The 14502-nt window shown below is 65.0% G+C and carries 17 protein-coding genes; 12 read left to right on the top strand and 5 right to left on the bottom strand.

What is annotated here, in order from left to right; translation table 11 throughout:
- Window positions 1-12: 12 nt before the first annotated feature.
- Both V7E26_RS15780 and V7E26_RS15775 read right to left on the bottom strand, forming a co-directional pair.
- Window positions 13-1194 (bottom strand): ABC transporter substrate-binding protein, encoded by a 1182-nt coding sequence (locus V7E26_RS15780; RefSeq protein ID WP_324417594.1) that lies wholly within the window; start codon window positions 1192-1194, stop codon window positions 13-15.
- A gap of 59 nt (window positions 1195-1253) precedes the next feature.
- Window positions 1254-2228, bottom strand: a complete 975-nt coding sequence (locus tag V7E26_RS15775) for an NAD(P)H-dependent flavin oxidoreductase (RefSeq protein ID WP_324417592.1) — start codon at window positions 2226-2228, stop codon at window positions 1254-1256.
- Window positions 2229-2412: 184 nt separating this feature from the next.
- On the opposite strand from V7E26_RS15775, the gene V7E26_RS15770 reads away from it, so the two are divergent.
- Window positions 2413-3300, top strand: a complete 888-nt coding sequence (locus tag V7E26_RS15770; RefSeq protein ID WP_324417591.1) for a LysR family transcriptional regulator — start codon at window positions 2413-2415, stop codon at window positions 3298-3300.
- Here the strand turns inward: V7E26_RS15770 and V7E26_RS15765 are convergent.
- A complete protein-coding gene (locus V7E26_RS15765; RefSeq protein ID WP_324417589.1) occupies window positions 3257-3949 on the bottom strand; it encodes a DNA-3-methyladenine glycosylase family protein in 693 nt (230 codons plus the stop codon). The two genes, V7E26_RS15770 and V7E26_RS15765, sit on opposite strands and share 44 nt — an antisense overlap.
- Window positions 3950-4074: 125 nt before the next feature.
- Between V7E26_RS15765 and gluQRS the strand changes: the two genes are divergently transcribed.
- Window positions 4075-4974: a tRNA glutamyl-Q(34) synthetase GluQRS gene (gene gluQRS, locus V7E26_RS15760; protein ID WP_324417587.1), complete on the top strand. Its 900-nt coding sequence runs from the start codon at window positions 4075-4077 to the stop codon at window positions 4972-4974.
- A gap of 64 nt (window positions 4975-5038) precedes the next feature.
- Window positions 5039-6292, top strand: a complete 1254-nt coding sequence (locus V7E26_RS15755; RefSeq protein WP_324417585.1) for an ATP-binding protein — start codon at window positions 5039-5041, stop codon at window positions 6290-6292.
- Here V7E26_RS15755 and V7E26_RS15750 read toward each other — a convergent pair.
- Entirely contained in the window at window positions 6216-7109 is an 894-nt protein-coding gene (locus tag V7E26_RS15750) for a YihY/virulence factor BrkB family protein (RefSeq protein WP_324417583.1), read from the bottom strand. The genes V7E26_RS15755 and V7E26_RS15750 overlap by 77 nt on opposite strands.
- Before the next feature lie 186 nt (window positions 7110-7295).
- Here V7E26_RS15750 and V7E26_RS15745 point away from each other — a divergent pair, with 186 nt between their 5' ends.
- The 6 genes from V7E26_RS15745 (at window position 7296) to V7E26_RS15720 (ending at window position 11329) form a co-directional block, all read left to right on the top strand.
- Window positions 7296-7490 carry a twin transmembrane helix small protein gene (locus V7E26_RS15745; protein WP_324417581.1) on the top strand — a complete coding sequence of 65 codons (195 nt, stop codon included), beginning with the start codon at window positions 7296-7298 and terminating at the stop codon, window positions 7488-7490.
- Between the two features lie 23 nt (window positions 7491-7513).
- A complete protein-coding gene (locus V7E26_RS15740; RefSeq protein ID WP_324417579.1) occupies window positions 7514-8086 on the top strand; it encodes a cob(I)yrinic acid a,c-diamide adenosyltransferase in 573 nt (190 codons plus the stop codon).
- A 125-nt stretch (window positions 8087-8211) separates the two neighbouring features.
- On the top strand, window positions 8212-8961 hold the full coding sequence (locus V7E26_RS15735) for an electron transfer flavoprotein subunit beta/FixA family protein (RefSeq protein ID WP_324417577.1): 750 nt from the start codon (window positions 8212-8214) through the stop codon (window positions 8959-8961).
- Window positions 8961-9896: an electron transfer flavoprotein subunit alpha/FixB family protein gene (locus V7E26_RS15730; RefSeq protein WP_324417575.1), complete on the top strand. Its 936-nt coding sequence runs from the start codon at window positions 8961-8963 to the stop codon at window positions 9894-9896. The genes V7E26_RS15735 and V7E26_RS15730 overlap by 1 nt, the downstream gene beginning before the upstream one ends.
- A gap of 183 nt (window positions 9897-10079) precedes the next feature.
- Window positions 10080-10961 (top strand): 3-hydroxybutyryl-CoA dehydrogenase, encoded by an 882-nt coding sequence (locus V7E26_RS15725; RefSeq protein WP_324417573.1) that lies wholly within the window; start codon window positions 10080-10082, stop codon window positions 10959-10961.
- 179 nt (window positions 10962-11140) lie between these two features.
- Window positions 11141-11329 (top strand): hypothetical protein, encoded by a 189-nt coding sequence (locus V7E26_RS15720; protein ID WP_324417571.1) that lies wholly within the window; start codon window positions 11141-11143, stop codon window positions 11327-11329.
- A 69-nt stretch (window positions 11330-11398) separates the two neighbouring features.
- Here the strand turns inward: V7E26_RS15720 and tlpA are convergent, their stop codons facing one another.
- A complete protein-coding gene (tlpA, locus tag V7E26_RS15715; RefSeq protein ID WP_442893408.1) occupies window positions 11399-12076 on the bottom strand; it encodes a thiol:disulfide interchange protein TlpA in 678 nt (225 codons plus the stop codon).
- Between the two features lie 133 nt (window positions 12077-12209).
- Between tlpA and argH the strand changes: the two genes are divergently transcribed.
- From argH to V7E26_RS15700, 3 genes are all read left to right on the top strand, one after another.
- A complete protein-coding gene (gene argH, locus V7E26_RS15710; RefSeq protein WP_324417569.1) occupies window positions 12210-13610 on the top strand; it encodes an argininosuccinate lyase in 1401 nt (466 codons plus the stop codon).
- A 99-nt stretch (window positions 13611-13709) separates the two neighbouring features.
- Entirely contained in the window at window positions 13710-13973 is a 264-nt protein-coding gene (gene lptM, locus V7E26_RS15705) for an LPS translocon maturation chaperone LptM (RefSeq protein WP_324417567.1), read from the top strand.
- Window positions 13974-13982: 9 nt separating this feature from the next.
- The coding region (locus V7E26_RS15700; RefSeq protein ID WP_442893407.1) for a diaminopimelate decarboxylase family protein at window positions 13983-14502 on the top strand (520 nt) is incomplete at its 3' end.

Below are 14502 nucleotides of genomic sequence, written 5' to 3'. Positions count from 1 at the left end.
CGCCGCAAAACCCTAGCGGTCGTCCAGAATGTCGCCGAACGCGACCCAGCTCTTGCCGTCGAAGCGGCGCAGCCGCAACTGCTGGAACGGCAGATAATCCTCCGAATCGGTCGTAACCGTGATGCCCGGTAGCAATAGCGGCAGCGGCACCTCGCGCAGCGACGCCGCCTGCTTCATGATGTTGGCGCGGCTGAAATCGCCGTTGCAGGCCGTCAGCACCTTCGCCATCAGGGTCGCATACTGAAAGCCGGCGGCGTAATTCGAATTGGAGAGGTCCGCATTGGGCAGGTACTGCTTCATGAAAGCGAAATATTCCTTGACGCCCTCGTCATTGGCCCATTGGGCGTCCAGCGTGTCCTTCTGGTTTGAGGACGAGATCAGGCCGACGGCGTTGTCGAGGCCGGCCGGCTCCAGGAACGAGATCGACGAGGCCGAGGTCGGCACGAAGAACAGGTCCGGCTTCCAGTTGATCTCGGCTGTGCCCTTGATCATCTGCGAGGTGAACTTGCCGAGCACGACGCCGAACATGACGTTGGCACCGGATGCCTTCAAGGTCGCGAGCTGCGAACTGATGGTCGGCGCTGTGGTCTCGTAACTCGCCTCCGCCACGATCAGGCTGGCGGCCTTGTCGCCGAGTGCGCGCTTGAAGCCGGCAACATAGTCGCGGCCGAAATCGTCGTTCTGGGCGAGGATGGCGATCCTGGCGTCAGGCTTGGTCTGCAGGATGTGCTTGGCGTAGACCACGCCCTCGGACTGGTAGGCGGCCATGCCCGGCATGGTCCACGGATAATTCTTCGGGTCCGCCCATTTGGTCGCGCCGCTCAGCACGAAGAGCTGCGGCACCTTCTTGCTGTTGAGATAACGATGCACGGCGTTGTTGGTGGCGGTGCCGAGCGAGCCGAACATCAGCAGCACTTCCTCCTGCTCGACCAGCTTGCGCGTCTGCTCGACGGTCTTGGGCGGCGAATAGGCGTCATCGAGGCTGATGAACTTGATCTTGCGGCCGTTGATGCCGCCCTCCGCGTTGATCTTGTCGAAATAAGCCTCCTGCGCCCGGCCGATGATGCCGAAGCCGGAAGCCGGGCCGCTATAGGGCAGGGTCTGCCCGATGCGGATTTCGTCGCCCTCGGCGAGGGCAGCAGTGCCGCCGAGCGAAGCAAGCGCGATGGTCAGGATGGCCCGTGACAGCTTCATTGGTTTCGTTCCTCTGTCTTGTTTCCTGTTTGTCGTCGATGCAGGCAAGGCGCGAGAACTTACGCGCTCGCGCGCCTGCGAAAGTTGCTGCTGGCGTCGGCGAACTCCGCCTTCAGCCGTTCGGCGAGTTCGGCGACCGGAGGCGCGTCGGCGATCTGGCCGATGCCCTGGCCGGAGCCCCAGATGTCGCGCCACGCCTTGGACTTCATGTTGCCGCCGGAGCCGAAATTCATCTTCGACTTGTCGGCGACCGGCAGATTGCCGGGATCGAGGCCGGCCGCGGCGATCGAGGGGCCCAGATAATTGCCATGCACGCCGGTGAACAGGTTGGAATAGACGATGTCGTGTGCGGCGTGCTCGATCAGCGCGGCCTTGTAGGTAGGATCGGCATTGGCTTCGGCGGTCGCGATGAAGCGCGTGCCCATGTAGGCGAGGTCGGCGCCGAGCGCGAGCGCGGACGCGATGCCCCAGCCGTCGGAGATCGCGCCGGACACGAGGATCGTGCCCTTGAACCACTGCTTGACCTCGCGCACCAGCGCGAAAGGCGACAGCGTGCCGGCATGTCCGCCGGCGCCGGCGCACACCAGGATCAGGCCGTCGACGCCCTGTTCGGCGGCCTTCTTCGCATGCTTGACGTTGATGACGTCGTGGAACACCACGCCGCCATAGGAATGCGCGGCCTCGACGATTTCCAGAGGCGGGCGCAGCGAGGTGATGATAACCGGGACCTTGTGCTTCACGCAGGTCTCCATGTCCTTCATCAGGCGGTCGTTGGAGGCGTGGCAGATCTGGTTGACAGCGTAGGGCGCGACCTTCTTGTTCGGATTTAGCGCCTTGTATTCGCCGAGCTCGTTCTCGATGCGGCTGAGCCACTCGTCGAGCTTCTCGACCGGGCGTGCGTTCAGCGCGGGAAACGAGCCGACGATGCCGGCCTTGCACTGGGCGATGACGAGTTCCGGTCCGGAAACGATGAACAGCGGCGATCCGACCACGGGCAGATCGAGCGTGTCGACAAGCGAAGCAGGCAACGGCATTCGGTTCCTCCTCTGCGGCGCAGGCCGGCAAAAGTCCGGAATGCGCGGGTGATGTTTTGATTTACGCCGCCGCGGCGCCGAGCGGCCAGGCGGGACCTGTTGGCGCGCATTATAAGGCTGGACGGCGTGACGTGGCTGTTCAATATTGAACAGGCGATACGCCAACATTGAACATGGCCAACGGATGGATTGGGACCTCTGCAAGACCTTTGTCGCCGTCGCCGAGACCCGCAGCTTCGCTGCGGCGGCGCGCCGTTTGCGCTCCAGCCATCCGACGGTCGGCCGCAAGATCACGGAGCTGGAGAGCCAGCTCGGCATCCCCCTGTTCGCGCGCTCCAATGACGGCCTGTCGCTGACCTCGCAGGGCCGCAAATTTCACGAGCATGTCGAGGCGATGGCGGCGGCGGCCCTGCGTGCTGAAGCCGCGGTCTCCGCCACCGGCGCGCAGGCCCGCGGCGTCGTCAAGCTGTCGATCGGCTCGACGCTCGCCTCGCACTGGCTGATGCCGCGACTGGGCCCGTTCCTGCGCACGCACGATCATATCCAGCTCGAGATCATCACCCATCCGTACCCGGCGAGCGTACGCCGCCGCGAGGCTGACGTGGTGCTGCGCCCGGTCGACAGCGGCGAAGAGAACCTCGTCGGCCGCAAGATCGGCCGCCTCGGCACCGGCTTCTATGCCTCGCGCGAATACGCCGCCGGGCGGCGTCTGCCGGAGCGGCGCGATGAATGGAAAGGCCACAGCGTCATCGGCTTTGCCGACCGCGCCTCGAACGAGCGGCTCGCCCGCTGGAGCGATTTCATCACCCGGCAGGGCCAGGTGGTGATGCGCTGTTCCTCGCAAGGCGACATGCTGGCAGCGGCCCGCGCCGGACTCGGCATCTCGGCTCTGTCCTGCTTCGTCACCAGCATCTATCCCGATCTCGTTCGTGTCGCCCCGCAAAAGCTGGTCAGCGTGGCCGACATCTGGCTGTTGGCGCATCCCGACCTGGTCGATCTGCCGGCCGTGCGCGCGGTGATCGATTTCGTCACCGCCTGCGCGCGCGAGGACCGGGTGCGGCTGCGGGGGTAGCACTGTCGGGAAGCACGCCCTCGCGCTTTTTCAGCACGCGATAGTAGCTCCACCACAGATGCGCCGCCGCGCCGCGCAGCGGGCGCCAGGGTTCGGCCAGCGGCATCATCTGCCTGGCGGTCGGGCGTTCCTTCAGGCCGAGCCCGATCTTGACGGCTTCCTGCACTGCGAGATCGCCGGCCGGCCAGGCGTCACCATGGCCGAGGCAGAACAGCAGATAGACGTCGGCGGTCCATGGGCCGATGCCGGGCAGCGCGATCAGCGTGTGGTGCGCGGCATCGGCGTCCTCTTCCGCCAGCACCTCGAGATTGAGCCGCTCGGCGGCCAGTTCGCGGGCGATATGCTTGAGCGTCTTGATCTTGGCCGCCGACAGCCCCAGCCGGCCGAGCCGATCGGCGCGCGCCTTGCCGATCGCGTGATGATCGAACGGATCGAACGCCGCCGCGAGGCGTGCCCAGATCGCGCCGGCGCTGGCGGTCGATAGCTGCTGGCCGCACACGATCGCCGCCAGCCCGGCGAATCCCGGCTCGCGCTGCCGCAGCGCCGGCATCCCCGTCAGCTCAAAGATCGGCTTCAGCCGCGTATCCTGCATCACCAGCGCGTGGACGGCATCCTCGAGATCGGACTGGCTGCTGAGGTGGATGGTCATCGAAAACTTTCGGCTGGCTTCGCGCATCCATCTTATATCGTAAAAGGCTATCGAGTGACGGACTGCCGGGTCACTTGGTATGAAGACCCGCTTCGGGCTGTCCGGAATTGAGAGTGCCAGCAAGGATGCCGCCGGTTTTCCGATTTGCCCCGAGCCCGAACGGCTACCTCCACCTCGGCCACGCCTATTCGGCGTTGCTGAACTTCGACCTCGCGCGTCGAGCAGGCGGCAGGTTCCTGCTGCGGATCGAGGACATCGATGCGACGAGATGCCGCCCGGAGTTCGAGGCGGCGATCTACGAGGACCTTGCTTGGCTCGGGATCGCCTGGGAGACGCCGGTCCGGCGGCAATCGGAGCATTTCGCGCGCTACCGCGAGGCGGTCGAACTATTGTCGGCGATGGGCCTGGTCTATCCGAGCTTCGAGAGCCGCGCGGAAATCGCCCGCATGGTCGCCGATCGCGAGGCTACGGCGCCCTGGCCCCGCGATCCCGACGGGGCGCCGCTCTATCCGGGCGCCGCGCAATCGCTGCCGGCGGCTGAGCGCAGCCGCCTGATCGGGCAGGGCATCCCCTATGCGCTGCGGCTCGACATGGAAGCCGCCCGCGCGCGGGCGAATCAGCTCACCTGGGTCGAGCACGGCGAAGGCCCTCACGGCGAGACCGGTGTCATCAGGGCACAACCTGAAGCCTGGGGCGACGTCATTCTCGCGCGCAAGGAGACGCCGACCAGCTACCACCTCTCGGTCGTGATCGACGACGCCCTGCAAGGTGTCACCGACGTGGTGCGGGGCAGGGACCTGTTCTGGTCGACCAGCGTCCACCGCGTGCTGCAGTTTCTACTCGGTATCCCGGAACCGGCATACCGGCATCACCGGCTCATCGAAGATGCGTCGGGAGAAAAGCTGTCGAAATCGACGCAGGCCACGGGTTTGCGCGAATTGCGGGGGCGAGGTGTCACGCCTTCCGAGGTTCGCCGCTTCGTCGGACTGTCAGACGACCTCCGTAATACTACTGGGGGTTGCTGAAAACGTGTCCGTGACACCGGCCGCCATCGCGTGTCATGCTGGCGCGCCAGCGGATAGGGGAAACATGGCGGCGAAGCGTGCACGGCGCGTCACACGGCCAGTGAAGAAGCGGCGAGCGAAGAAGCGCTTATCCAGCGCCGCGGCCACTGCGCGCGGCGTACGCAAGTCTGCCGTCTCAGCTCCTGACGTGATCGAGGCCGCGCTGGCCGCCTTTGCGCACGAGGTTCGTACGCCGCTCACAGGCATTCTGGCGATCAGCAATCTTCTGGCGACGTCCGAGCTTGGCGAGCGCGAACGGCGCTGGGTGGACACCATCAAGGCCGGCGCGGAACATCTGGCGAGCCTGGCGACGGTGTTCGTCGATGCAGCGCGCAGCACCGGACCGGGGCTCGAGGTGCGGCAGGATTTCTTCGACCTGCGTACGCTCGCCCGCAATGCCGGTGATTCGCTGACCGGGCGCGCGGTGGCCAAGGGCCTGCAATCGGCGGTTACTATCTCCGAGAAGCTTCCAGGGTTCGCGGTCGGCGATTCCGTCCGCCTGCGCGCGGCGGTGGAGAACCTGATCGATAACGCCGTCAAATTCACCGAACAGGGCAGCGTCGCGCTGCAGGTCATGCCGGTCCGTGCTCCCAAGGGCAAGGTCGCCGTCACATTCGCCGTCTCCGACAGCGGCATCGGTCTGACCCTAACCGAAATCAAGCGCCTGTTCCGGCCGTTCTCGCAGGCCAACGTCTCCATTGCATCGCGCTTCGGCGGCGCCGGGCTCGGCCTGTCCTCCGTCAGGCAGTTGGCGCGCGCCATGGGCGGCGACGTCACCGTGACGCCGCGGCGCGGCGGCGGCACCACGTTCAGCCTCAATGTCGTGATGTCATCCGCACAGAGCCCGGTGACGGCGGAGAACGGCGCCGAAGGCGAGACTTCGGCCGGTTCGCAGCGAACGCTGCGGCTGCTCAGCGTCGAGGACAATCCGTTCGGCCGCGTCGTGCTCAACGCGATCCTGACCGAACTCGGTCACCAGACCGAGTTCGTCGGCCAGGGCGAGGCGGCGCCGGCGCGGCTCTCGCACGGCGCCTTCGACGCGGTGCTGATGGACATGGTGCTGCCGGGCATCGATGGCGTCGAGGCGATCAGGCGGATTCGCGCGCTGGATGCGCCGCTCGGGCGCATCCCGATCATCGGCATCTCCGGCCGCGGCGAGGACGAGGCGGCTTCGCGCGCGGCGGGCGCCGATCTCTTCCTGGTCAAGCCTGTGTCTCCGCGCGCTTTAGCGACTGCGCTGCATGAAGCGACATCCCCTTCGGCAGCTGCGACTTCATGATGGCTGCGTTCAGTTCGCCGCCATAGACGAAGATCGCGGCGATGAAATACAGGAACACCAGCGCGATGATGACCGAGGCAAGCCCGGCATACATCGTCACATAATTGCTGGCGAAGCGCGCCAGATACTGGCCGAACACGATGCCCGAGATCAGCGACGCCACCATCGTGAAGACGATGCCGGGGAGGATCTGCAGGAAACGTCGCCGGCCGCAGGGCAGCCAGGCATGCAGCGCGAACAGCGCCACGATCATCGCGCCGATGGTGATGCCGTAGCGGGCGAAAAACAGAACTCTTTCATTGCTCTCGACGAAGAATGGAATGTGGCGGCGCGCCGTCTCCAGGATCAGCGGGCCGAGCACGATCAGGAATGCCATCGCCAGCGAGGTGAAGGCGGCGACCAGCGTGTAGCCGATCGATTCCAGCCGCAGCCAGTACCAGGCCCGCGGCTCGACCACCGAATAGGCGCGATTCAGCGCGACCCGCAGCGCCTCGACGCCGTTGGAGGCGAAATAGACCGCCAGCACCGCGCCGACGGTCAGGATGTCGCCGCGCGTCGTGGTCAGCACGTCGTGGATTTCGCTCGATAGCGCGTCGGCGACCTGCTGCGGCCAGGTCTGCAGCAGCAGGCCGACGGCGCCGTCGGCGAGTTCCTTGGAGCCGAAAAAGCCGGCCAGCGACGTCAGGACGATCAGGAACGGGAACAGCGCCATCAGCGTCGACAGCGCGATGTGGCTCGCGATCGCCCAGCCGTCGTCGGCCAGGAACGTGTAAAACGCCTCCACCACGACGAGATAGACAAAGCGAATGAGCCTCACATCTCACCTCGATCGGGGGGATTGGCGGTCGGTCCAAACATAGGGCCTTGAGACGTCGTCACAAGATATCGGCTAGCATCTGATATTACTGGCTTAAAAGCCAGATCGTCGAGCCGCGATGCGGGGGCTTGTGCGAGGGGCTGTGAACGTGTGGCAGTCGGCGCTTCGCGATGTTATGTAGCGGCGATGACATCCTTTCTGAGTTCGATCGTTCTTCCCATCATGGTTGCGGCGGTGGCCATCGTGCTGCTGTTCGGCCTCGTCAACATGATGCGCGGCGGTTCGCCGAGCCGCTCGCAGAACCTGATGCGGCTTCGGGTCGTGCTGCAGTTCGTCGCCATCGTGATCACCATGGTGGTGGTCTGGGCGATGGGTAAATGAAGGCAGGATAGAGGGACGCGCCAATGGTCGTGCTCAACCGCATCTACACCAGAACCGGCGATGACGGCACCACGGCGCTCGGCAGCGGCGAGCGCCGTCCGAAATACGATCTGCGCATCGCCGCCTACGGCACCGTCGACGAGACCAACGCCGCCATCGGCGTGGCGCGGCTGCATCTCGGCCAGGCGCCTGAACTCGGCGCGATGCTGGGCCGGATCCAGAACGACCTGTTCGATCTCGGCGCCGACCTCGCGGTGCCCCAGCGCGACGGCAAGGCCGAGCGCCTGCGGATGCTGTCGAGCCAGGTCGAGCGGCTCGAGCGCGACATCGATGCGCTGAACGAGCACCTCGCGCCCCTGACCTCGTTCGTCCTGCCGGGCGGCACCCCCGCTGCCGCATACCTGCATCTCGCCCGCACCATATGCCGTCGGGCGGAACGGATTATGGTGGAACTCGCCGCCCGGCCCGAGGAGCCGGTCAGCGAGGCTGCCATTCACTATATGAACCGCCTGTCGGATTTTCTGTTCGTCGCCAGCCGCGCCATGAACGATAATGGGGCTGGAGACGTGTTGTGGGTGCCGGGTCAGAACCGCTAAGGTAGGGCCTTGTCCGGGGCTGATTTTTGGCTTTCGCGCGTTGACCGGCGATAGCGGGGCCTTTAGGTTCCGCGCCCAAGCTAATGCCAAGCCAATAAACCCAGAATTCAAGCGAAAGAAGAGCGATGAAGGTTCTTGTGCCGGTAAAGCGGGTGGTCGATTACAACGTCAAGGTCCGCGTCAAGAGCGACGGAACGGGCGTCGAACTGGCCAACGTGAAGATGTCGATGAATCCGTTCGACGAAATCGCCGTCGAGGAAGCGCTGCGCCTGAAGGAAGCCGGCAAGGCGACCGAGGTCGTGGTGGTTTCGATCGGTCCGGCGCAGGCCTCCGAGACGATCCGGACCGGCCTCGCGATGGGCGCCGACCGCGGCATCCTCGTCAAGGCCGAAGGCAATGTCGAGCCCTTGGCGGTCGCCAAGCTGCTGAAGGGCGTGGCCGAGGCGGAGAAGCCGGGCCTGATCATCCTCGGCAAGCAGGCGATCGACGACGATTCCAACCAGACCGGCCAGATGCTGGCGGCGCTGCTTGGATGGTCGCAGGCGACGTTTGCCTCCAAGCTCGAGGTCGACGGCTCTGACTTCAAGGTCACGCGCGAGGTCGACGGCGGCCTGCAGACCGTGAAGCTGAAGGGACCGGCGATCGTTACCACCGACCTGCGGCTGAACGAGCCGCGCTATGCGTCGCTGCCCAACATCATGAAGGCGAAGAAGAAGCCGATCGACGACAAGAGCGCGGCCGACTACGGCGTCGATCTCACGCCGCGTCTCGAAGTGCTCAAGACTGCCGAACCGGCGGGCCGCAAGGCAGGCGTCAAGGTCAAGGACGTTGCCGAACTGGTATCCAAACTCAAGACCGAAGCCGGGGTGCTCTGATGACGACGCTGCTGATTGCCGAACACGACAACGCATCGATCAAGGACGCCACCAACAAGGCGCTGACGGCGGCTGCGGCGCTCGGCGCCGACGTGCACGTGCTGGTCGCCGGCGAGAACGCCAAGGGGGCGGCCGATGCCGCCGCAAAGCTGTCCGGCGTCACGAAGGTGCTGCTTGCCGACAACGCCGCCTATGCCCACGATCTCGCCGAGCCGCTGGCCGCGCTGATCGTGTCGCTGGCTTCCGGCTATGACGCCTTCGTCGCGCCCGCGACCTCGCGCTTCAAGAACGTGATGCCGCGCGTCGCGGCCCTGCTCGACGTGATGCAGGTTTCCGAGATCATCAAGGTGGTCGCGCCAGATACGTTCGAGCGGCCGATCTATGCCGGAAACGCGATCCAGACCGTGAAGTCGAAGGACGCCAAGAAGGTCATCACCGTCCGCACCTCGACCTTCGCCGCGACCGGCGACGGCGGCAGCGCGGCGGTGGAGAACGCCGCTGCTGCGGCCGATCCGGGCCTTTCCAGCTTCGTCGGCGAGGAAGTCGCCAAGAGCGACCGTCCGGAACTGACGTCGGCGAAGATCATCGTCTCCGGTGGCCGCGCGATGCAGAGCCGCGAGAACTTCGCCAAATATATCGAGCCGCTCGCCGACAAGCTCGGCGCGGGCGTCGGCGCCTCGCGCGCCGCGGTCGACGCCGGCTATGCGCCGAACGACTGGCAGGTCGGCCAGACCGGCAAGGTGGTCGCGCCGGAACTTTATGTCGCGATCGGCATCTCCGGCGCGATCCAGCATCTTGCCGGCATGAAGGATTCCAAGGTGATCGTTGCGATCAACAAGGATGAAGACGCGCCGATCTTCCAGGTCGCCGATTACGGTCTGGTCGCGGACCTCTACCAGGCGGTTCCTGAACTGACCGAGGCGCTTGGGAAGTAAAAAAATGCAAGATAAATCGGCCGGGCGCGCAACGTCCGGCCGATAATTTACCTTAAGCGGTTACGGGCGAAGTGGATTAAGCTTCGCGTCAAGAATACATGCCAATGGTGGGACCGAAACCTCGCTTCTCGAGGTTCGTATATGAACAGGCGCGATATGCGCGCCGTTCCGGTGGATGAAAAGATGGCGGTGACAATCAAGAAGGTCGGCGTGATCGGCTCGGGCCAGATGGGCAACGGTATTGCGCATGTGGCGGCGCTCGCCGGCTTCGACGTGGTGCTCAACGACCTCTCCGACGAACGGCTGAAGTCGGCGATGGCGACCATCAACGGCAATCTGTCGCGCCAGGTTGCCAAGAAGACCATCACCGACGATGCGCGCAAGCAGGCGCTGCAGCGGATCAGTTCCACCGAAACGCTCGACGGCCTTTCCGATTGCGACCTCGTGATCGAGACCGCGGTCGAGAAGGAAGAGGTCAAGCGCAAGATCTTTCACGAACTTTGCGCGGTGCTGAAGCCGGAGGCGATCGTCGCCACCAACTCCTCGTCGATCTCGATCACGCGGCTCGCCGCATCGACCGACCGTCCCGAGCGCTTTATCGGCATTCATTTCATGAATCCGGTGCCGGCGATGGAACTGGTCGAACTGATCCGCGGCATCGCCACCGACGACACGACCTTCGATACGTCGAAGGAATTCGTCGGCAAGCTCGGCAAGCAGGTCGCGGTATCGGAAGATTTTCCGGCCTTCATCGTCAACCGCATCCTGCTGCCGATGATCAACGAGGCGATCTACACGCTCTATGAGGGCGTCGGAAACGTCGAGGCGATCGACGCCGCGATGAAGCTCGGCGCACACCATCCGATGGGGCCGCTGGAACTCGCGGACTTCATCGGTCTCGACACCTGCCTGTCGATCATGCAGGTGCTGCATGAGGGGCTGGCGGATTCGAAATACCGGCCGTGCCCGCTGCTGGTGAAATACGTCGAGGCCGGTTGGCTCGGCCGCAAGACGCAGCGCGGCTTCTACGATTATCGCGGCGACAAGCCGGTCCCGACGCGCTAGGCGTCAGCCCCGATGCAGTAGGATGGGTGGAGCGAAGCGATACCCATCGATTGCCGGACAGGGCGATGATGGGTTTCGCTTGCGCTCTACCCATCCTACGTCGCTACATCTTCCTCCGTCTCCAGACTTCGTTAACCGGCGCCGGGATACGGTTCGCTCGCGTTTCAGGAGTGTCGCGTATGGATACGATGGCTATGGTTTCGAGCATGCTCGCCATGCAGGCTGGCGGCATGCAGCAGCAGATCCAGACGTCGATCATCAAGCAGAATGCCGATGCGGAGAAGGCGGCGGTGCAGACCCTGCTCGGCATCCCCTCGACCGCCAATCTCGCCCCCGGCGTCGGCGGCAATCTGAACGTTACGGCCTGATCGGGTTCTTGAACCTCAGGACGAGGTCTGACGCCTCACCCGGCGCAACGGCACCGTCCGCCCTCGGCCTCAAGACCCCGCCTTCGTCGGCTGCATCGCGGCCTTGAGCAGCTTGATCGCGTCGTCGCTGGCCCATTCGGCGGGACCGGCGAGGTTGGCGATCTCGCAGCCCTGGCCGTCGACCAGCACCGAGGTCGGCATGCCCAACGCCTTGCCTATGTTCTTAAGATCTTGAAAAACCTTGGCTTTTGAGTCGGCGAAGTAGCCGAGCCGGGTCAGATTGGCCTCTTTCAGGAAATTCTTCGGCTTTTCGGGGTCGCGGGTGTCGATATTGACGGCGACCACCTCGAAATCCTTGCCGCCGAGCTTGGCCTGCAGGCTGTCCAGCGCCGGCATCTCCTTGCGACACGGCACGCACCAGGTGGCCCACAGGTTCACCAGCACGGTCTTGCCCCGCCATTCCGACAGCTTTCGCGGCTTGCCCTCGGCGTCCTCGAAGGCGAGGTCGGGCAGCTTCAGCGGGCTTGTCGCCATGGTCAGCGCCGCCACCTCGCCATGCGCCAGCGGCGATATCTTGCGGGCGAGGTCGACCGCGCCGGCGCAGGAGGGATCGCCGCCGCTGTCGCGCTTGAGGCCGCCAAGCCCGTAAAACGCGCCCAAACCGACGACGCCCGCGGCCACCACCGCGCCGATGGCGATCGGGATCCGGCGCGACGCGGACGGGCGGGGCGGGGAGATTTCGGGCATATCGTTTGTCATCCTGTGTCAGATACGGCTATGCAGGGCGCAAGATTACGGTCGAGTTACGGCCGAAACCGGCGCGGCGTTTCGCCCGGGGGCGGCGATATTCGGCTTCATAGAAGGTAGGACTCGGGAAGTCATGAGCAACAAGATGTGGGGCGGCCGGTTCACCGAGCGTCCTGATGCGATCATGGAGGAAATCAACATCTCGATCGACGTCGATCGTCACCTCTATGCCCAGGACATCACCGCGTCCAAGGCCCACGCTGCGATGCTGGCCGCGCAAGGCATTATCACGGCGAGTGATGCGAAAAATATCGGCAAGGGTCTAGACACGATTTTGTCAGAAATCGGCAAGGGCTCGTTCGATTTCAAGCGCGCGCTCGAAGACATCCATATGAACGTCGAGAGCCGGCTTTCCGAGCTGATCGGGCCGGCGGCGGGACGGCTGCACACTGCGCGTTCGCGCAACGACCAGGTCGCGACCGATTTCCGCCTCTTCGTCCGCGACACGATCGACGCGACGGATGCGGCGCTGGCCGACTTCCAGCACGCGCTCGCCGCCCGCGCGCTGGAACATGCCGCGACCGTGATGCCGGGCTTCACCCATCTGCAGACGGCCCAGCCGGTGACGTTCGGCCATCATCTGCTCGCCTATGTCGAGATGGCCGCGCGCGACCGCGGCCGGTTTGCCGACGCGCGCAAGCGGCTGAATGAATCGCCGCTGGGCGCCGCGGCGCTGGCCGGAACCTCGTTTCCGATCGACCGCGTGGCGACCGCGAAGGCGCTCGGCTTCAACCGTCCGATGGCCAATTCGCTGGACGCGGTCTCCGACCGTGACTTCGTGCTGGAAACGCTGTCGGCGGCGTCGATCGCGGCGGTGCACATGTCGCGCTTCGCGGAGGAGATCGTGATCTGGACTTCGCCTCTGGTGGGCCTGGTGCGGCTTTCCGACAAGTTCACCACCGGCTCCTCGATCATGCCGCAGAAGCGCAATCCGGATGCCGCCGAGTTGGTGCGCGCCAAGACCGGCCGGGTGATCGGCGCGCTCAACGGTCTCCTGATCGTGATGAAGGGCCTGCCGCTCGCCTATCAAAAGGACATGCAGGAGGACAAGCAGGGGGCGATGGAGGCGTTTGCCGCGCTGTCGCTGGCGATTCGCGCCATGACCGGCATGGTTCTCGATCTCGTGCCCGACGAGGTCAGGATGAAGGCCGCCGCCGGCGAGGGCTATGCCACCGCGACCGATCTGGCCGACTGGCTGGTGCGGACCCTGAAAATGCCGTTCCGCGACGCCCACCACGTCACCGGGCGCATCGTCGCCCTCGCATCGGAGCAGGGCGCCGCCCTGGACGCGCTGCCGCTCAAGGCGATGCAGGAGGTCGAGCCCAGAATCACCATTGACGCCCTGCGCGTGCTGTCGGTCGAAGCCTCCGTCAAGAGCCGGACCAGCTTTGGCGGCACGGCGCCGAAGAACGTGGCCGCGCAGGCCAAAGCCTGGCTGAAACGGCTGGAAAAAGAGCAAAAATCGGGCCGCTAGAAAAATTTCGCGTGCAATTTCTTGGGTTTCCGTGGCGGATCGGCACTCGCCAGACCATGGCAATCTTTGTATGGTGCGCCGCGCATTGGGGATTTCGTCGTGATCAGTAACTACCGCCCGTCGTCGTCGGGATGGGCCATCATCCTGCTCAGCGTGACCGCGCTCGCGCTCGGCGGCTGCGGACGCAAGAGCGGCCTCGATTTGCCGCCGAGCGCGTCGTCGCAGGTCCAGCCGACGTCGGATACCGAGACCGAGCGCGCGGCGCAGCCCGGCGTCTTCAATCCGACCTACGGAACCGACGCCGGCCCCAGCGCTCCAAAGGGCGGCAAGAAGAAGTTCGTTCTCGATCCGCTGCTCGACTGAGACCGCGCCATGAATCATTTTGACTATCGCAACGGCGTGCTGCACGCCGAGGCCGTCAACCTGTCCGAATTGGCGGAAGCCGTCGGCACGCCGTTCTACTGCTATTCGACCGCGACGCTGGAGCGTCACTACCGCGTCTTCACCGAGGCCTTTGCCGGCGAGAAGACACTGGTCTGCTACGCCATGAAGGCGAATTCCAACCAGTCGGTGCTGCGCACGCTGGCAAAGCTCGGCGCCGGCGCCGACGTCGTCTCCGGCGGCGAGTTGAGACGCGCGCTGGCGGCGGGAATTCCGCCGAACAAGATCCTGTTCTCCGGCGTCGGCAAGACCGAGGCCGAACTGCGCGCGGCGCTCGCCGCCGACATTCTCTGCATCAACGTCGAGTCCGAGCCCGAACTGGAGCTGCTTTCGAAGCTCGCGGTCGAGACCGGCCGGACCGCACGGATCTCGCTGCGCGTCAATCCGGACGTCGACGCCGGCACCCACGCCAAGATCGCCACCGGCAAGTCCGAGAACAAGTTCGGCATTC

It is taken from the genome of Bradyrhizobium sp. (assembly GCF_036735945.1).
Taxonomy (GTDB): Bacteria; Pseudomonadota; Alphaproteobacteria; order Rhizobiales; family Xanthobacteraceae; genus Bradyrhizobium.
The sequence above is the reverse complement of the archived record's forward strand: the minus strand, read 5'-3'. Positions and strand labels throughout refer to the sequence as shown.